14 protein-coding genes, 1 pseudogene and 1 other annotated feature are annotated in these 17,526 nt (G+C 71.6%); of the genes and pseudogenes, 5 read left to right on the forward strand and 10 right to left on the reverse strand.

Going from position 1 to position 17,526, the window contains the following annotated elements:
• The 3 genes from ACFQQI_RS00300 to ACFQQI_RS00310 all read right to left on the reverse strand — a co-directional run.
• Positions 1 to 211: IS3 family transposase (locus ACFQQI_RS00300; protein WP_378556176.1), on the reverse strand; the 211-nt coding region annotated here is incomplete at its 3' end.
• Positions 179 to 307, reverse strand: a sequence feature (AL1L pseudoknot). (Overlaps the previous gene by 33 nt.)
• The gene (locus ACFQQI_RS00305) at positions 265 to 594 is read right to left on the reverse strand and encodes a transposase (protein ID WP_378556179.1); all 330 of its coding nucleotides are present in this window, start codon (positions 592 to 594) and stop codon (positions 265 to 267) included. (Overlaps the previous feature by 43 nt.)
• A gap of 46 nt (positions 595 to 640) precedes the next feature.
• A complete protein-coding gene (locus ACFQQI_RS00310; RefSeq protein WP_378556182.1) occupies positions 641 to 1,525 on the reverse strand; it encodes an IS481 family transposase in 885 nt (294 codons plus the stop codon).
• Positions 1,526 to 2,025: 500 nt separating this feature from the next.
• Here ACFQQI_RS00310 and ACFQQI_RS00315 point away from each other — a divergent pair.
• Both ACFQQI_RS00315 and ACFQQI_RS00320 read left to right on the forward strand, forming a co-directional pair.
• Positions 2,026 to 4,361, forward strand: a pseudogene (locus ACFQQI_RS00315) (arylsulfatase).
• Between the two features lie 125 nt (positions 4,362 to 4,486).
• On the forward strand, positions 4,487 to 5,686 hold the full coding sequence (locus ACFQQI_RS00320) for a hypothetical protein (protein WP_378556185.1): 1,200 nt from the start codon (positions 4,487 to 4,489) through the stop codon (positions 5,684 to 5,686).
• A 111-nt stretch (positions 5,687 to 5,797) separates the two neighbouring features.
• Here the strand turns inward: ACFQQI_RS00320 and ACFQQI_RS00325 are convergent, their stop codons facing one another.
• Positions 5,798 to 7,219 (reverse strand): FAD-binding oxidoreductase, encoded by a 1,422-nt coding sequence (locus ACFQQI_RS00325; RefSeq protein ID WP_378556188.1) that lies wholly within the window; start codon positions 7,217 to 7,219, stop codon positions 5,798 to 5,800.
• Between the two features lie 18 nt (positions 7,220 to 7,237).
• Positions 7,238 to 8,149, reverse strand: coding sequence for an AEC family transporter (locus ACFQQI_RS00330; RefSeq protein WP_378556191.1), 912 nt, complete (start codon positions 8,147 to 8,149; stop codon positions 7,238 to 7,240).
• Positions 8,150 to 8,217: 68 nt separating this feature from the next.
• On the opposite strand from ACFQQI_RS00330, the gene ACFQQI_RS00335 reads away from it, so the two are divergent.
• Complete coding sequence (locus ACFQQI_RS00335; protein ID WP_378556194.1) at positions 8,218 to 9,141, forward strand: 2-hydroxyacid dehydrogenase; 924 nt, start codon at positions 8,218 to 8,220, stop codon at positions 9,139 to 9,141.
• Positions 9,142 to 9,143: 2 nt separating this feature from the next.
• On the opposite strand, the gene ACFQQI_RS00340 is transcribed toward ACFQQI_RS00335, so the two are convergent.
• Entirely contained in the window at positions 9,144 to 10,367 is a 1,224-nt protein-coding gene (locus ACFQQI_RS00340; protein WP_378556197.1) for an alpha-hydroxy acid oxidase, read from the reverse strand.
• Positions 10,368 to 10,442: 75 nt separating this feature from the next.
• Between ACFQQI_RS00340 and ACFQQI_RS00345 the strand changes: the two genes are divergently transcribed.
• Both ACFQQI_RS00345 and ACFQQI_RS00350 read left to right on the forward strand, forming a co-directional pair.
• Positions 10,443 to 11,564 (forward strand): mandelate racemase/muconate lactonizing enzyme family protein, encoded by a 1,122-nt coding sequence (locus ACFQQI_RS00345; protein WP_378556201.1) that lies wholly within the window; start codon positions 10,443 to 10,445, stop codon positions 11,562 to 11,564.
• The gene (locus ACFQQI_RS00350; protein WP_378556204.1) at positions 11,561 to 12,247 is read left to right on the forward strand and encodes a FadR/GntR family transcriptional regulator; all 687 of its coding nucleotides are present in this window, start codon (positions 11,561 to 11,563) and stop codon (positions 12,245 to 12,247) included. The genes ACFQQI_RS00345 and ACFQQI_RS00350 overlap by 4 nt, the downstream gene beginning before the upstream one ends.
• Before the next feature lie 7 nt (positions 12,248 to 12,254).
• On the opposite strand, the gene ACFQQI_RS00355 is transcribed toward ACFQQI_RS00350, so the two are convergent.
• From ACFQQI_RS00355 to ACFQQI_RS00370, 4 genes are read right to left on the reverse strand one after another with little or no spacing between them, the layout of a single operon-like run.
• Complete coding sequence (locus ACFQQI_RS00355) at positions 12,255 to 14,261, reverse strand: hypothetical protein (RefSeq protein ID WP_378556207.1); 2,007 nt, start codon at positions 14,259 to 14,261, stop codon at positions 12,255 to 12,257.
• Positions 14,262 to 14,313: 52 nt separating this feature from the next.
• Positions 14,314 to 15,579, reverse strand: a complete 1,266-nt coding sequence (locus tag ACFQQI_RS00360) for a glucarate dehydratase family protein (RefSeq protein WP_378556210.1) — start codon at positions 15,577 to 15,579, stop codon at positions 14,314 to 14,316.
• Positions 15,576 to 15,971, reverse strand: coding sequence for a universal stress protein (locus ACFQQI_RS00365; RefSeq protein WP_378556213.1), 396 nt, complete (start codon positions 15,969 to 15,971; stop codon positions 15,576 to 15,578). The genes ACFQQI_RS00360 and ACFQQI_RS00365 overlap by 4 nt, the downstream gene beginning before the upstream one ends.
• Before the next feature lie 20 nt (positions 15,972 to 15,991).
• Entirely contained in the window at positions 15,992 to 17,518 is a 1,527-nt protein-coding gene (locus tag ACFQQI_RS00370) for a tripartite tricarboxylate transporter permease (RefSeq protein ID WP_378556216.1), read from the reverse strand.
• Positions 17,519 to 17,526 lie beyond the last annotated feature (8 nt).

The raw sequence follows: 17,526 nt of genomic DNA on the forward strand, positions 1-17,526 counted from the left end.
GCTCGACGGTGCACCGCGCCACGTCATGGCCCTGTGCGCGCAGGTGGAGCCACATCTTCCGGGCACCGAACCGGGCACGGAACCGGTGCTCGCGCGCCTCGCGGATCAGCTCGAGGATCTCGACGTCACGCAGCGCACGCTTCGACGGGGCCCGGTTGCGTGCCTCGTAGTAGGTCGACGGAGCGATCTTGACGCCATGCTCGGTGAGCACCCGGCAGATCGGCTCGACTCCGTACAGGTCGCGATGCTGATCGATGAACTCGATCAGAACTTGGGTTGGCGGTCGAGCTCCGCCGCGAAGAAAGCCGAGGCCGACTTCAAGATCTGGTTCGCCCGCTCCAGCTCGGCGACCCTCTTCTTCAGCTCCCGGATCTCAGCCAGCTCCTCGGTCGTCTTCCCCGGACGCCTGCCCCCATCGACCTCGGCCTGCCGCACCCACTTGCGCAGCGTCTCGGGGGACCCGAGCCCGAGCTGTCCCGCGATGTTGCGGATCGCCACGAACTCCGAGGGGTACTCGCCCTGCGCGACCGACTCGGCCACCGCCCGCACCGCGCGCTCACGCAGCTCCTGGGGGTACTTGCTGGGACGTGCCATGACTTCATCCTCCAACTAATGAAGTCTCCGGACATCCCGGGGCGGTTCACAGTGACCGGTGCGGGCGGCGGTGGTTGTACTCGGCGACGAAGGTGTCGATGAGGGTCTGGAGGTCGGCCAGTGTGGCTGGTTGGGCAGGTTGGGCGGTCAGCCACTTCTTCATGGTCTGCTGGAACCGCTCCACCTTCCCGGTCGTGGTGGGGTGGTTGGGGCGGGTGTTCTTCTGCACGATGTCGAGGCGTCGTATCTCGGACTCCAGCCCGTTGCGGCCTCCCCGGCCGCCGGAGAATCGGGTGGTGTAGACCATGCCGTTGTCGGTGAGCACTGAGGTGGGGTAGCCGTGCTGACCTGCAGCTTTGGTGAAGGTGTCGACCACGATCGGGCCGGTGATACGTGGGTGGGCGGACACGTGCAGCGCGTAGCGGGCGTGGTCGTCGAGCCAGGTGATCACCTCGGTGTCGGCTCTCGCTGAGCCGTCGGGAATGGTGAGTCGGTAGTGGGTGAAGTCGGACTGCCAGGTCTCGTTCGGCATGGCCGCCTGGAAGCGGATGTAGGAGCTCCGGGGTCGCTTCTTCGGACTGGGTTCGACCAGCCCTTGCCGGGTCAGCGTGCGGGACACCGTCGCGGTGGAGACCTTGATCTGGTGATGGTGCTTGAGGTGCCAGGAGATGGTGTCGGGGCCGGCGTCCAGGCCGACCTCGGTGAGCCTCTTGCGCAGCCCGACGATCAGCTCGACCGCGCGGTCACTGATCGCGGTCGGGCTGGTGTGGGGCCGTCGCGACCGTGGCTCGAACGCGGCCTCGCCCTCCATCCGGTAACGGGTGAGGAGCTCGTAGATCCATGACTTCGAGACGCCGTAGGCGGCGATCACCTCGGCGACAGTGCGACCCTCGACCTCGATCGCGGTGATGACCAAGCGCGCTTTCGACACGCCCGCAGCCTCGGACCGGGCGCTGACACCACCGGCTGATTCAGTCCGGGATGTCTTGAGAGATCAGTCCGGGATGTCCTGAATGAACACACCCTCAGCTCCACCAAAACCGCTGGTCAGGGCCTATCCCGTCATCCGAACCAAGGAAGACGAGATGGGCTCTCCGCACTTCGCCAGTCGCTGCCAGCGCGTCCGGCAGCGACTCGAACCCGCCCGGCTGCTCTGGCCGCGGAGGCCATTGACGCGAGTTCCAGATGGCTACGCCGGACCGGGCGCGCAGCCCGCAGTGCACCCCCCGACCTCCTTGCCCGGCGGGCCGCGGGACGGGTGAGGGTCGATGACGTCGTCGTCCGAGTGGGTGGCACCGTCGGTTCGAGTCGGGTTCGTCCGGATCGGGTGAGGTGGCGGAGTGCGCCGTCGTCCTAGGTTCGGTGGTCTCGGGACCTATTAGTCCTAGCGCCCGGGAGGGTTCGATGAGCGCTGATCAGCACGCGCGGGCGATGTTGCCGATCCCGGCCCGTGCGGCTCCGCGGCTGACGACCTACGACGCCAAGGATCGGGACACTTCCTTCCCCCCGATCGAGCCGCTGTTGCCGCCTGACGGTGCCCCGAACGTGTTGATCATCCTCCTCGACGACGTCGGGTTCGGCGCGTCGAGCGCGTTCGGAGGACCGTGCCACACGCCGACGGCGGAGCGGTTGGCTGCTGGCGGGTTGCGCTTCAACAGGTTTCACACCACGGCGCTGTGCGCCCCGACCCGGCAGGCGCTGCTGACCGGTCGGAACCACCACTCGGTGGGGATGGGCTCGATCACCGAGACTGCTACCTCCGCGCCCGGCAACAGCTCGGTGCGGCCCAACACCAAGGCGCCGTTGGCGATGACGCTGAAGCTGAACGGGTACTCGACCGCCCAGTTCGGCAAGTGCCACGAGGTCCCGGTCTGGGAGACCTCCCCGATGGGGCCGTTCGACGCGTGGCCCACCGGCGGCGGGGGGTTTGAGACGTTCTACGCTTCATCGGCGGGGAGAACAACCAGTACGAACCGGCCCTGTACGACGGCACCACCCCGGTCGACCCGCCGGCCACGGCCGAGGAGGGCTACCACCTCACCGAGGACCTCACGGATCGCGCGGTGTCCTGGATGCGCCAGCAGAAGGCGCTGATGCCGGACCGGCCGTTCTTCGTCTACTTCGCCCCCGGGGCCACGCATGCACCCCACCACGTGCCGAAGGAGTGGATCGACAAGTACGACGGCCGGTTCTCCCACGGTTGGGACGTCCAGCGCGAGCAGACGCTGGCCCGCCAGAAGGCGCTCGGTGTGGTTCCGGCCGACGCGGAGCTCACGGCACGCAACCCGTTGATCCCTGCCTGGGAGGAGATGCCGGACGAGCTGCCGCCCGTGCTCGAGCGTCAGATGGAGGTCTATGCGGGCTTCCTGGAGCACACCGACCATCAGGTGGGCCGGCTGATCGATGCGCTCGAGGACCTGGAGGTGCTCGATGACACGTTGGTCTACTACGTCATCGGCGACAACGGTGCCTCGGCGGAGGGCACCATGAACGGCGCCTTCAACGAGATGGCCAACTTCAACGGGATGGCCGAGATCGAGACGCCCGAGTTCATGGCGAGCAAGATGGACGAGTTCGGCTCGCCCAGCTCCTACAACCACTACTCGGTGGGGTGGGCGTGGGCCATGAACGCGCCGTTCCAGTGGACCAAGCAGGTCGCCTCGCACTGGGGCGGCACTCGCAACGGCACCATCGTGCACTGGCCGCGCGGGATCGAGGAGGGCGGCGGGGTGCGCTCGCACTTCACCCACGTCATCGACGTGGCGCCGACGGTGCTCGAGGTGGCGGGCCTGCCCGAGCCGACGTCGGTGAACGGGGTCCAGCAGTCGCCGATGGAGGGCACCAGCATGCGGTACGCGTTCAACGACCCGGACGCCGCCGAACGACACGACCTGCAGTGCTTCGAGATGTTCGGCAACCGCGGCATCTACCACCGGGGGTGGAGCGCGGTGACGAAGCACAAGACACCGTGGCTGCTCATCGATCCCGATGTCCGCGCGTTCGACGACGACGTGTGGGAGCTCTACGACGGCGTGCAGGACTACAGCCAGGCCCGCGACCTGTCCGCCGAGCATCCCGAGAGGCTGGCGCAGCTGCAGCGGCTGTGGTTGATCGAGGCGACCAAGTACAACGTGCTGCCGATGGACGACCGGACCGGTGAGCGCCTCAATCCCGACCTGGCGGGGCGGCCGACCCTGATCCGGGGCAGGTCCCAGCTGTTCTTCCCAGGCATGGGGCGGCTGTCGGAGAACAGCGTGGTCAACATCAAGAACAAGTCGTTCTCGGTCACCGCTGAGGCCGATGTCCCGGTCGGTGTCGACGGAGTGATCATCGCTCAGGGTGGCCGGTTCGGCGGCTGGGCCCTCTACGCGAAGAACGGTGTCCTCTCGTTCACCTACAACCTGCTCGGCATCCGCGAGTTCACCACTCGAGCCGACCGCCCGGTGCCGGAGGGCCGGCACCAGGTCCGGATGGAGTTCGACTACGACGGGGGCGGGCTGGCCAAGGGGGGAGACGTCACCTTGTTCTACGACGGCGACAGGTCCGGCTCCGGCCGCGTTGAGGCCACTCAGCCGATGATCTTCTCTGCCGACGAGACCACCGACATCGGCTACGAATCCGGAACCACCGTCACCGCCGACTACTCCGCGCAGGGCTCCCGCTTCACCGGCAGGCTGCACTGGGTCCAGCTCGACCTCGGCACCGACGACCATGACCACTTCATCGATCCCGAAGAACGTCTCCGGGTCGCGCTGTCCCGGCAGTAACGGCCGGTCGGCTCCCTCGGATCGGGGCCTGCCCGTTTCCGGGGCCTGCTCCTGGGTCTTGGCGTATCCAGCGCGTGTCCCGGCTCTCATGAATGAGTGCCGAGAGTCGTCGAGGGAGACGAGCGATGGACTTCTACGAGGTGTCCGAGGACGAGCAGCAGCGCATGGAGCGTCTCCTGCGCAGGCATCGCAAGCGCCTGCTCGGCTTCCCGAACGTGCACGACGTCGACTTCGGGTTCGAGTTCACCGACGGCGCTCCGTCGGGTCGACTGGCGCTGCGCGTCCACGTCGATCGCAAGCGCAGCCTGCGCGGGCTGAAGGTCGCAGACCGGGTGCCGGACGAGATCGACGGCGTCCCGGTGGACGTCATCGAGTTCACGCCGGAGGAGCAGGCGATCCCGCGCACGGCCGTGCACGTCCCGGTGCGCGGCGGCGTCCGGCTCGCCAACGTCATGAGTGCCGGCGGGGGCACCCTCGGGATGATCGTGTTCGACCGAGACACGCTGCAGCCGCTGGCGATCTCGAACAACCACGTGATGAACCGCACCCCGGACCTGGCGCCTGCCGTGCGCGGCGACCTGATGTCGCAGCCGGGCCCGAACCAGGCGCCCGACGTGCTCGGTCCGGTGACGCGTCTCGACGTCGCGCTGGACTGTGCGGTCTGCTCGATCGGCAACCGTGCGTGGACGCTGGACATGTACGGCGTCGGCGACGTGACCGGGTGGGCGCCGGCCCAGCTCGGCAAGAAGGTGATGAAGTCGGGGCTGACCACCGGCGTCACCTGGGGCGTGATCGACGGGATGAACAGCGGCGGGTTCACCATCGTGCCGGACACGTCGGTGCCGGCGAGCGGCCAGATGAGCCTGCCCGGCGACTCCGGCTCGATCTGGATGGAGCTGACGACGAACCGCGCCGTGGGCCTGCACTTCGCCGGCAACACGACGGGCCCGGAACGGGCTTCGGCCAAGCACCTGGACCAGGTGATGAACAAGCTCAACGTGCTGGTCTTCGACGGCGCCGCGATCGGCCGGGCGGTCATCGGCAGCGCTTGCCGGGTGCGGGCGAGGACGGCCCCGGGCGCGACGTGCTCGCTCTCGGTGGTGTATCCGAGCGGCCGGCGCAGCTCGGCCAAGGGGCTCGGTACGAAGACCGCCGACACCAGCGGCTGGGTGGAGTGGACGTGGTTCATCGGCACTCACACCAAGCGGGTCGGCGCCGGCACCGGGTCGCCACTCGGCTTCCCGATCCGCGCCACGGTGTCGTTCCCCGGCGGCGGGACCCGCCTGCTCGAGCGCCCGCTGGAGGGGACGACGAGCACCTCGTGACGAGCGACAGCGGAGGGCCAGGACGGTCAGCTCCCCCACTTCACCGACCGCCCGGGCCGCCCGTGACCCCGAGTCTGGAGTCGAGCGTAGTCCGGCAGAGGCGGCCCGCGCTCACCCGATCGGAGACTTTTCGTGCCCTTGGGCAAGGACCTTTCCCGGGTTCATCAGGCCGCTTGGGTCCAGTGCGTCCTTGACGGCGCGCATCAGGTCGAGCTCGACGTCGGACTTGTAGCGAGCTGCGGCGTCCCGCTTGAGGGCGCCCAGACCGTGCTCGGCGCTGATGCTGCCGCCGCCGGCGGCGACGAGGTCGTAGACGACGCGGGTCAGCTCGGCAGCGGCCGGGGCGAGCGCGCCGGCGTCCGCGGCGGGTCCGCTCAGGTTGTAGTGCAGGTTGCCGTCGCCGACGTGGCCGTAGGTCACCAGGCGTACGCCGGGCAGCAGGGCGTTGAGCCGCGGGCCGGCCTCGGCGACGAACCGGGGGAGGGCGGCGATCGGCAGGGTGACGTCGTGCTTGACCGACGCGCCTGCTGACCTCTGCGCCTCGGACACGCCCTCGCGCAGGGCCCAGAGCGCGGCCCGCTGGGCCGGGCTGCCGGCGACCACCGCATCGATGAGCAGGTCCCGCTCGGCTGCGGCCTCGAGAGCGGCGGCCAGCCGGTCGTCGACCTCGCTCGACGTGCCGGCGAGCTCGACCAGGCCGTACCACCGGTGCGGAGCGCCGAAGGGGTCGCGCGCGCCCGGCAGGTGGACGAGGACCAGGTCGACGGCCTGCCGGTTGAGGAGCTCCCACCCCGTCAGCAGGCCGCCGCCGTGCTCGCGCAGCAGCGGCAGCAGCTCCACGGCGGCCTCGACGCCGGGCAGGGCGAGGAGGGCGGTCGCGCGCCGAGGCGTCGCCGGCAGCAGCCGGAGCACCGCCGCGGTGACGATGCCGAGCGTCCCCTCCGAGCCGATGAACAGCTGCTTGAGGTCGTACCCGGTGTTGTCCTTGCGCAGCGGGCGCAGCCCGTCCCAGACCCGCCCGTCGGCCAGCACCACCTCGAGCCCGAGCACCAGGTCGCGCATCATCCCGTAGCGCAGCACCGAGGTCCCGCCCGCGTTCGTCGCGATCGTGCCGCCGATGGTGCAGGAGCCCTCGGAGCCCAGCGACAGCGGGAAGAGGCGGCCCTCCTCGCGGGCCGCCTCCTGCACGGTGTGCAGCACGACACCGGCCTCGACGGTGATCGTGTCGGCCACCGGGTCGACGGCGCGGACCCGGCGCATCCGCTCCAGCGAGAGGACCACCTCGCCGCCCTGCGGGGTCGCGCCTCCGGCCAGTCCGGTGTTGCCGCCCTGCGGCACGACCGCCACACCGACCTCGGCGCAGATCCGGACGACGGCCGCGACCTGCTCGGTGTCCGCCGGCCGGACGACGGCGACGGCCGCGCCGCGGAAGCGCCCCGTCCAGTCGGCGACGTACGGCGCGACGTCGTCGGTGTGGGTCAGCACCGCGCCGTCGCCGAGGGCGGCGTGCAGGCGGTCGATCAGGTCGGTCATGGTCCCTCCGGTCGGGTGTCAGCCGAGCAGCACCGCGACCAGCAGTGCGACCGGGAGGCTGCACAGGGTGGTCACGAGGATGCTCTCGCGGGCGACGTCCTCGCCCACGCGGTAGCGGGTGGCGTGCAGGAAGATGTTCTGCGCTGTCGGCAGTGCCGCGGTCAGCACGACCCCGAGCAGCACCGGCCCCTCGAGCCCGAAGGCGGTCGCGACCAGCCAGGCGACGACCGGCATGAAGGCGAGCTTGAGCAGCGTCACCGTCACGACCTCGCGGTTGTGCCCGGCCCGCCCCGGCAGCGGGCTCAGCCGCAGCGCCGCGCCGTACGACATCAGCATGAGGGGGATCGCCGCCCCGGCGAGCAGGTCGAGCGGCTGCTGCACGACCGTCGGCAGGGTCCAGCCGGTGGTCGCGAGCACGAGCCCGAGCAGGGCCGCGATCGTCAGCGGGTTGGTGACCAGCCGGCGCACGATCGCGAGCGAGCCGCGGCCACGCCCGGCACGCCGGTCGAGCGCGACGAGCGCGATCGGCTGCACCACGAGCATCTGCACGAGCAGCGTCGGCACCACGACGGTGATGTCGCGGACGACGTACGCCGCGATCGCGAGGCCGAGGTTGCCCGCGTTGACGTACGACGATGCCAGCGACCCGATCAGCGCCGAGCCCGCGTCGAGGCGCCAGCGGAGCCGGGCGATCGCGGCGTACACGGCGAAGCTCGCGGCGAGCGCCGCGGCCGAGGCGACGAGGTTGGTCGCCGCCCCGCCGACGTGGGTCTTGCCGATCGTCACCACCATCAGCGCCGGGGAGGCGACGAAGAACGCGATCTCCCCGAGGGTGCGCTGCGAGCGTGCGTCGAGCACGCCGGCGTGGGCCAGGGCCAGGCCGGCCAGGATCACCACGATGATCGTGGTGAAGCCGATCAGCAGGCCCATCGCGCCGCCCTCCCGTGATGCCCGATCGGCAATGGACGATGCCGGTGCCCGCTGCCTACGGTCACGCAGTGACCGAGGGACGAGTGGTGATGGTCGGCAACATGCGCGCGGAGCTCGACGCCGCGCTCCGCGAGCGGTACGCCGCGGTGCCCCTGGACGAGCACGCGGACCCGGCCCGCGCCACGGTCGCGGTGACCAGCGGGATCTGGGGCGTCCGCGGCGAGCACCTCGACCGGTTGCCGGGGCTCGGGGCGGTCGTGAACTTCGGCGTCGGCTACGACTCCACCGACGTCGCCGAGGCGACGCGCCGCGGCGTCGCCGTGTCCAACACCCCCGACGTGCTGACCGACTGCGTGGCGGACACCGCGGTCGGGCTGGTGATCGACGTGATGCGCGGGTTCTCCGCCGCCGACCGCCTGGTGCGACGGGGTGAGTGGGTCGAGGGCCGGATGCCGGCCCTCGCCCGGCGCGTCAGCGGCAGCCGCGTCGGCATCGTCGGCCTGGGCCGGATCGGCCTGGCGATCGCGCGGCGGCTGGAGGCGTTCGACACCACGATCGGCTACCACAACCGGCGCGAGCGCACCGACGTCCGCTACCCGTACGCCGCCAGCGTGGTCGACCTCGCCCGGGCCAGCGACGTGCTCGTGCTCGCGGCGGCCGGTGGCGAGGGCTCGCGGCACCTCGTCGGCGCCGACGTCCTCGACGCCCTCGGACCGGACGGCGTCCTGGTGAACGTCTCGCGCGGCTCGGTCGTCGACCAGGACGCGCTGGTGGCCGCCCTCGAGGAGGGCCGGATCGCCGGAGCGGGCCTCGACGTCTTCGCCGACGAGCCGCACGTGCCCGACGCCCTCCTGGGGCGCGACGACGTCGTGCTGCTGCCGCACATCGGCAGCGCGACCGTCGAGACGCGCGCCGCGATGCTCGAGCTGGCGCTCGCCAACGTCGAGCAGTTCCTGACCGACGGCACGCTGGTCACGCCGGTCCCGGCCTGACCTCACGAGGTCCGCAGCCGGACGTGCTCGGGCCCGATGCTCGCGACGTCCGGCGTGCCCATCAGGCACATCGCGCGGCGCAGCTCGTCGACGAGCAGGTCGAGGGTCGCGGTGACACCGCGCTGCCCGCCGACCATGAGGCCGTAGAGGTACGCGCGACCGATCATCACGCCGCGGGCACCGAGCCCGAGCGCGGCCGCGACGTCGCCGCCAGACCGCACCCCGGAGTCGACGTACACCTCGGTGCGGTCGCCGACCGCGTCGACGACCTCGGGCAGCAGCTCGAGCGGCACCGGCGCCCGGTCGAGCTGCCGGCCGCCGTGGTTGGAGAGGACGAGCGCGTCGGCGCCGGCGTCCACCGCGGCGAGCGCGTCGGCGACCGAGAGGATGCCCTTGACCACGACGGGTCCGTCCCACTGCTCCTTGAGCCAGCCGATGTCGGTCGGGCGGATCGCCTGCTCGCGCAGCTGGTTGGACATGCCCCAGCGGCCGTACGTCGAGCCCTCGGGGAACGTCGCGAACCGCAGCGGCTCGGTGGTGAGGATGTTGGTCACCCAGCCCGGGTGCCGCGCCATCCCGGCCATCGTGCGGGCCGTCAGCTGCGGGGGGATCGCGAAGCCGTTGCTCTTGTCCTTGCGCTTCATGCCGGTGACGGTGGTGTCCATCGTCAGCACGATCGCCTCGTACTTCTGCTCGCGCGCCTCCTCGAGGTGCGCGAGGCTCACCGCGCGGTCCTTCATCAGGTAGAGCTGGAACCAGTTGCGGCCGCCCTGCGCCGCCCGCGCCGCGTCGGTGATCGACGTCGTGGCGTACGTCGACAGCGTGTAGGGGAGCCCGGCCTCTGCGGCAGCGGCCGCGACCGCGGCCTCGCCGCTGTGGTGGCTGAGCCGGGTGTAGCCGGTCGGCGCCAGCACGACCGGGGCCGCGGCGGGCCGCCCGAGGATCGTCGTCGTCACGTCGGGGTCGGCGACCTGGCCGAACGCGGTCGGCCGCAGCTCGACCCGGTCGAATGCCGCCCGGTTGCGGGCCAGCGCGTGCTCGCCGTCGGACCCGCCGTACACGTAGTCCCAGACGGCGCCGGGAACCCGGCGCCTGGCCAGGCGCTCGAGGTCGTCGACGCTGAGGCAGCGGGAGAGCCGTCGCTGCGTGGGGTTCCGGTGCATCGGCCGGGCCTTGAGGAAGGGCTCGAGGTCGCGCCACCGCGGCACCTGTCGGGTCGACGTCACCTCTGGACTCCTCGCCACTTGTGGGATAAGTTTCCAACTCGTCATACAACTTATCGCATCGAGGGAGAACCCGCCATGGCCGCCGACCGCATCCGCAGCCTGACCCTGTCGCACGTCGTGCTGCCGCTGGACAACCCGGTCAGCGACGCCAAGGTGCTCACCGGCCGGCAGAAGCCGCTGACAGAGACCGTGCTGCTCTTCGTCGAGGTGACGACCGAGCAGGGCTTCGAAGGAATGGGCTTCAGCTACTCCAAGCGCGCCGGCGGCCCGGCGCAGTACACCCACCTCGCCGAGGTCGCCCAGGTCGCGATCGGCCAGGACCCCTCCGACATCGCCAAGATCTACGAGTCGCTGATGTGGGCGGGCGCCTCGGTCGGCCGCAGCGGCGTCGCGACGCAGGCGGTCGCGGCGCTCGACGTCGCGCTCTGGGACCTGAAGGCGCGCCGCGCCGGGCTGCCGCTGGCCAAGCTGCTCGGTGCGCACCGCGACTCGTGCCGCGTCTACAACACCTCGGGCGGCTTCCTCCAGGCATCGGTCGAGGAGATCAAGGAGAAGGCCACCGCCTCGCTCGAGTCCGGCATCGGCGGCATCAAGATCAAGGCCGGCCAGCCCGACTGGGCCGAGGACCTCCGCCGGGTCGCCGCGATCCGGGAGCACCTCGGTGACACGCCGTTCATGGTCGACGCCAACCAGCAGTGGGACCGGGCCCGCGCCCGCCGGATGTGCCGCGAGCTCGAGAAGTTCGACCTGGTCTGGATCGAAGAGCCGCTCGACGCCTGGGACGCCGTCGGCCACGCCGACCTCTCGCGCACCTTCGACACCCCCATCGCGACCGGCGAGATGCTGACCTCGGTGCCCGAGCACATGGCGCTCATCGACGCCGGCTACCGCGGCATCGTGCAGCCGGACGCCCCGCGGATCGGCGGCATCACGCCGTTCCTGAGGTTCGCGACGCTCGCCGCGCACGCCGGTCTCGCGCTGGCCCCGCACTACGCGATGGAGATCCACCTGCACCTGGCCGCGGCGTACCCGACGGAGCCGTGGGTCGAGCACTTCGAGTGGCTCAACCCGCTCTTCGAGGAGCGCATCGAGATCCGCGACGGCCAGATGTTCGTGCCCGACCGCCCCGGCCTGGGCTTCACGCTCAGCGACAAGATGCGATCCCTGACCAAGGAGACCGCTACCTTCGGCCAGTGAGCACAGCACCCACGACGCTCGCCCAGACCGTCGTCGCCGGCCTCAAGGCACACATCCTCGACGGCTCGCTCCCGGCCGGGGCCAAGCTCCCGTCCGAGAACGAGCTGATCGAGGAGTACGCCGTCTCGCGGACCGTGATCCGCGAGGCGGTCACGCGGCTGCGTGCCGAGGGCCTGGTCGAGACGTTCCAGGGCCGCGGGTCGTTCGTGCTCGCGATGCCCGAGCCGACGTCGTTCACCGTCGAGGCGTCGGCGATCCGCAGCCAGGCCGACGTGCTGGCGATGATCGACTTCCGGCTCGGCATCGAGGGCGAGGCGGCGTACCTGGCCGCGCGGGACCGCTCGTCGGCGGCCGCGGACGCCGTGCGCGACGCCCTGGACGCCTTCGCGGCGGCCGGTCCCGAGGACGCCGTGGAGGCCGACTTCGCGTTCCACCGCGCGGTGGCCGCAGCGAGCGGCAACCGCTTCTACCTCGAGCTCATCGACTCGATCGGGCCGATGATGATCATGCTCCCGCGCACCCGGCTGCCGGAGGAGTTCTCGCTCACCGACGCCACCCACGTCGACCGGGTCCGTCGCGAGCACGACAACGTCGCCTCCGCCGTCATCGCGGGCGACGCCGAGACGGCGCGTGCCGCCATGCGCGTGCACCTCGGCAACACCAGGCGGCGGCTCCAGGGGTGAGGCGGGCTCAGCGGTCGTTGAGCTCCGCGACCACGTCGAACAGGTCGCCGCGGTCGTAGAAGTCGACGGCGACGAAGTTCGGGAGCTGGCCGCGCTGGGCCTCGCACTCCTCGACGCGTGCCTGCAGGACGGCGCGCGCGTTGACGCGGGTCGCGTTGGTGACCTCGGCCGTCTTGTTGGTGACCCAGTGGTTGACCAGGAAGAGGGGCGCGTCCGGCAGCCCGCGGTTGGGCGCGCAGCGGTCGGGGTCGTCGATCAGCGCATCCGGCGTCCGGAACAGGAAGGGCGTGTCCTGGGCCAGGTCGAAGCCCTCGCCCAGCCAGGGGTACGCCGCGCCGCCGCCGTGGTCCTCCATCAGCACGACCAGCCGACGGCCCGACTCGATCATCTGCCCGAGGGTCGGCCAGTCCCCGTCGCCCGGCGGCACGGCGACGTACGGGAGGAGTCCCGCGGTCGCGAACTCCTGGGCGGTGTCCTCCGGCGTCACCTGGTCCTGCACGAACACGGTCACGACCTCGCGCGGGTGCGCGTCGAGCCAGGCCCGGACCCCGCGGAGGCTTTCGATCCAGCGGGTCGCGCCGAGCTCGCACATCCCGTGGCAGAGGTAGGTCCGCACCGGCCCGTGCGGGGTCAGCCCGGCGGCGGCCTGCAGCCGGAGGGCGCTCTCGACCGCGGGAGCCCCGAACGCGAGCGTGGCCTCGGCGATGGCCTCGTCGCGGTTGACCCTGGCGGTCGCCACGACGCCGGACCGGTCGGTCTCCCGTCCGTACCAGCTGTCGATCAGCAGCACCCGGATGCCGTGGTCGAGCTGGTCGACGATGCCGTCGGGCTGCTCCGGGAAGAACCAGCCCGGCTCGCTCGCGGCGGACATCGAGTTGTGCGTGGCGGGGTAGGCGACCTCGTCGTACGCACGGCTGCACAGCTCCACCTCGCCGTTGCACGCGGTGCCGTCCGCCGCCGCGGGGGTCGGCCGGTCGTCGGCCGGCGCGGCGCCGACGGCGAGCCCCGCGACCAGCACGGCCGCGGCCACTGTGGCGCCGACCAGGATCGCGGAGGTGTCCAGCACCCGGACCACCACGATCACGACCGCCGCGGCGACGAGACCGACGCCCGCCAGCACGGCGAACGCCGCCGCGACGGCCGCCGGGTCGAGCAGCAGCGCCAGACCGGCCACGCCCATCACCACGGCGCCCAGCAGCGCCCGGAGGCGTGCGGAGACGGAGCCCACCGCCAGCACAACGGCGGCCCCGCCCGCCGCGGCCAGCGCGGCTGCGACCCAGAACGTCCCCGAGAGCTCGGCCCACACCGCGCGGCGGAGTGCGTCGGCGAGGGTGTCGCGGTCGTCGCGGGCGACCGCGACACCGACCGTGAGGAGCAGCAGGGCCAGCGCGGTGCCGGTGCCCAGCGCTCCGCGCCCGAGGTCGAGCAGCGCCCCTCGAACGCGCTGCGTCGGATGGGCGAGCGCACCCGCGGCCGCGAGCAGCGCGAGGCCGAGGAGGGGGCACAGCCAGGCGAGCACGCCCACGTGATGGGCCAGGCCGACCGTGCCGGCGTCGTAGCCGCCGCCACCGAGCTCGGAGAGCCGGACGTCGAGGTCCGGTGGCACGCCCACCACCACGTCGGGGGCGACGACGGCGACGGCCGCGACCAGCACGGCCGCGAGGTCCGCGAGCCGCAGCACGACCGGGTCGTCGTCGCCGTCGACGAGAGCCTCGTGCAGCGGTGCGACCCCGACGCGGACCGGCGCCCCGAGCGCGGAGCTGCCGACCAGGCCGGTGGCGATCGTCTCGACGAGCGGCCGGATCGCCACCAGGTCGGGCTCCTGCTCGATCAGCCGGGCCGCGAGCAGCGCCCCGATCTCCCGGGCTACGTCCGGGTCGCTGCGCACCGCGTCGGCGTGGGCGACGAAGCGATCGGTGTCCATCACCTCGCGGTTCACTATCCCCGCGACGGTGCCGACCAGCAGCAGCAGGGCGCCGACCCCGACTGCGCATGCGTGGGCGAGGCGAGGCACGGGACCCAGCGTCGCGTCTCCGGGGACCGCACGCAACGGGGCGCCCGGCGTACTACCAGCGCGCGGTGTTGGGAGTGAACGACGGGTCGATCGACCGCATGTAGACCGTGTCCTCGCGGCGCCGGACGCCGCAGGTGAGGTACTGCTCGTGCAGGACGCCGAGCTGCTCGCGGTCCAGCTCCACGCCGAGCCCGGGGGAGGTGGGGACGGCGACCGATCCCTCGGAGAAGGACAGGACGCCGTCGACGATGACGTCCTGGGTCTTCCAGGGGTAGTGGGTGTCGCAGGCGTAGGTGAGGTTCGGGGTCGCGGCGGCGAGCTGCACCATCGCCGCCAGGGAGATCCCGAGGTGCGAGTTGCTGTGCATCGACAGGCCCATGCCGAACGTCTCGGTGATCCCGCCGAGCAGCGCCGAGCGGCGCAGCCCGCCCCACAGGTGGTGGTCGGAGAGCACGATCTGGACGGCGTCGGCGGCGACGGCCGGCTTCAGGTGCTCGAAGGCGATCACGCACATGTTCGTTGCGAGCGGGACGTCGGTGCGGGCGGCGACGTACGCCATGTTCTCGATGCCGGGCGTCGGATCCTCGAGGTACTCGACGACGTCGGCCAGCCGCGCCGCCACGCCCACCGACGTCTCCGGCGTCCAGGCGCCGTTCGGGTCCAGCCGCAGGGGTACGCCGGGGAAGGCCTCGGCCAGGGCCTCGACGGCCGCGCACTCGTCGTCGGGGTGGAAGACGCCGCCCTTGAGCTTGAGCGAGCCGAATCCCCAGCCCTCGATCATGCGCTTCGCCTGCGCCACGACGCCGTCCGGGTCGAGCGCCTCGCCCCAGTCGTCGTCGGGCAGTCCCGGATGCCCGGCCCACTTGTAGAAGAGGTAGCCGCTGAACGGCACCCGGTCGCGCACCGCACCGCCGAGCAGGTCGCTGACCGGGCGTCCGGCCTCGCGGCCCGCGATGTCGAGGCAGGCCACCTCGAAGGGGGAGAAGACGGTGTCGACCGCGGACGACACGTCGAGCATGCCGCCGAACGACGCGCCCGCTCCGCCGGTCTCGCGCCCCAGCACGTCGGTGACCAGGCGGCGCAGGCCGTTGAGGTCGTAGGGGTCGTGGCCGGGCAGCGCGGCCGCGACCGCCTCGAGTCGCGCGAGGTGCGTCTCGTCGGCGTACGTCTCGCCCAGCCCGAGCAGGCCGGAGTCGGTGTGCAGCTCCACGACGGCCCGCAGCGCCCAGGGCTGGTGGACCCCGACGACGTTGAGCAGCGGGGGGTCGGCGAAGGCGACCGGGGTGACGGCGACCCGGCTGATCCGGGACCGGCTCATGCGGACGGCTTGACGGCGAGCACCGGCACGCTGGCCTCGAGCAGGATCCGCTGCGCGCTGCTGCCCATCACGAGCTTCCCGACGGGCGTACGCCGGCGCAGCCCGATCACGATCATGCGCGCGCCGGTCTCCCGGACGACCGCCTCGAACGTCTCGACGACGTCGGGACCGTGGTCCGCGTGGTCGACGCGGGCGGTGACACCGGCGGCCGCGGCGCGCTCGACCAGGGCGGCGACGGCGGCGGCGTCGACCAGGTCGGAGTCCACGGTCGCGCCGCGGCGCGGGCTGTTCAGGATCACCACGTCGTCCGCGTGCGCGGCCGCCTCGGCGAGGCCGGCCGCGAGGGCGGCCTCGCCCACGGGCGTGGGGACGTACCCGATCACGATGGTCATGGTCGTGCCTTTCAGGACGGTCAGACGGGGCTGTGGTCGCGGTCGCGATCGGCGGTGGTGTCGGCGGACGTGCGCCGGCCGAGCAGCATCCTGGCCGCCGGCCACAGGACCACGAGGAGGAAGACGGCGAGGATGGTTCCCGAGATCGGCCGGGTGGCGAAGCCGAGCGGGTCACCGTCCTGGATCAGCAGCGACCGCCGGACGCTGTCCTCCAGGATCGCGCCGAGGACGAAGGCGAGCACCATCGGTCCGGGCTCGAACCCGGTCTTCTTCATCAGGTAGCCGATCACGCCGAAGACGATCATCACGAAGATGTCGAAGGTGGAGTTCCGGATCGTGTAGACGCCCAGGATCGTGATCAGGGCGGTGATCGGCGCCAGGATCGCGGGCCGCACCCGCAGGATCCGCACGAAGATGCCGACCAGCGGGATGCTCAGGGCGAGCAGGATCAGGTTGCCGATGTACATCGAGTTGATGACGCCCCAGAAGAGGTCGGGACGCTCCTCGACCAGCTGCGGCCCGGGGGAGACGCCGAGCACGAGGAGCGCGGCGAAGAGCACCGCCATCGACGCGTTCGCCGGGATGCCCAGGGTGAGCAGCGGGATGAACGACGACGTCGCCGCGGCGTTGTTCGCCGTCTCCGGGGCGGCGACACCCTCGACGGCACCGCGCCCGAACCGCTCGGGGTGCTTGGAGATCCGCTTCTCCGCGGCGTACGCCGAGAGCGAGGCCATCACGGCGCCGCCGCCGGGCAGCACGCCGAGCACGAAGCCGATCACCGAGCCGCGGCCGATCGCGCCGGAGGACTGCTTGAGGTCCTTGCGCGAGGGCCAGACGTTCGAGACGGTCGCCGGCACGTGCGGCTTCCCGTGCCGCTCCTCGAGGTTGTAGAGGATCTCGCCGACGCCGAAGAGGCCCATCGCGACGACCACGAAGTCCAGGCCGCCCTCGAGCTGGAGGCTGCCGAACGTGAACCGGTCCGCACCCGTGAACTTGTCGCTGCCGACGGTGGCGAGCAGCAGTCCGATCGCGGCGGCCACCAGGGCCTTCACGGTGTTGCCGCTGCCGATGGTCGCGACCAGCAGCACGCCGAGCAGGGCGAGGGCGGCGTACTCCTGGGGCCCGAAGTCCAGGGCCCACTCCGCAACGACCGGGGCGAGCAGCGTCATGGCGACGATCGAGACGGTGGCGCCGATGAAGGATCCGATCGCCGCGATGCCGAGAGCGGTTCCGGCCCTGCCCTGCTTGGCGAGCGCGAATCCGTCGAAGACCGTCACCACCGATGACGCCTCGCCCGGAAGTCTCAGCAGGACGGAGGTGATCGTGCCGCCGTACTGGGCGCCGTAGTAGATGCCGGCCAGCATGATGATCGCCGAGACCGGGTCGATCGTGTAGACGACCGGCAGCAGGATCGCGATCGTCGCGGCCGGGCCGAGGCCCGGCAGCACGCCGATCAGCATGCCGACCAGCACGCCGATCAGGCAGTAGAGCAGGTTGCGCGGCTCGGCGACGAGGGCGAAGCCGTCGGTGAAGGCGTTGACGTCCACGGGTCACC

It is taken from the genome of Nocardioides sp. GCM10030259 (genome assembly GCF_042666375.1).
Taxonomy (GTDB): domain Bacteria; phylum Actinomycetota; class Actinomycetes; order Propionibacteriales; family Nocardioidaceae; genus Nocardioides.

Coding starts and splice junctions, on each gene's coding strand:
- ACFQQI_RS00320 (WP_378556185.1), top strand. CDS start 4,487: ATGGACTTCTACGAGGTGTCCGAGGACGAGCAGCAGCGCATGGAGCGT.
- ACFQQI_RS00330 (WP_378556191.1), bottom strand. CDS start 8,149: ATGGGCCTGCTGATCGGCTTCACCACGATCATCGTGGTGATCCTGGCC.
- ACFQQI_RS00325 (WP_378556188.1), bottom strand. CDS start 7,219: ATGACCGACCTGATCGACCGCCTGCACGCCGCCCTCGGCGACGGCGCG.
- ACFQQI_RS00365 (WP_378556213.1), bottom strand. CDS start 15,971: ATGACCATCGTGATCGGGTACGTCCCCACGCCCGTGGGCGAGGCCGCC.
- ACFQQI_RS00345 (WP_378556201.1), top strand. CDS start 10,443: ATGGCCGCCGACCGCATCCGCAGCCTGACCCTGTCGCACGTCGTGCTG.
- ACFQQI_RS00305 (WP_378556179.1), bottom strand. CDS start 594: ATGGCACGTCCCAGCAAGTACCCCCAGGAGCTGCGTGAGCGCGCGGTG.
- ACFQQI_RS00360 (WP_378556210.1), bottom strand. CDS start 15,579: ATGAGCCGGTCCCGGATCAGCCGGGTCGCCGTCACCCCGGTCGCCTTC.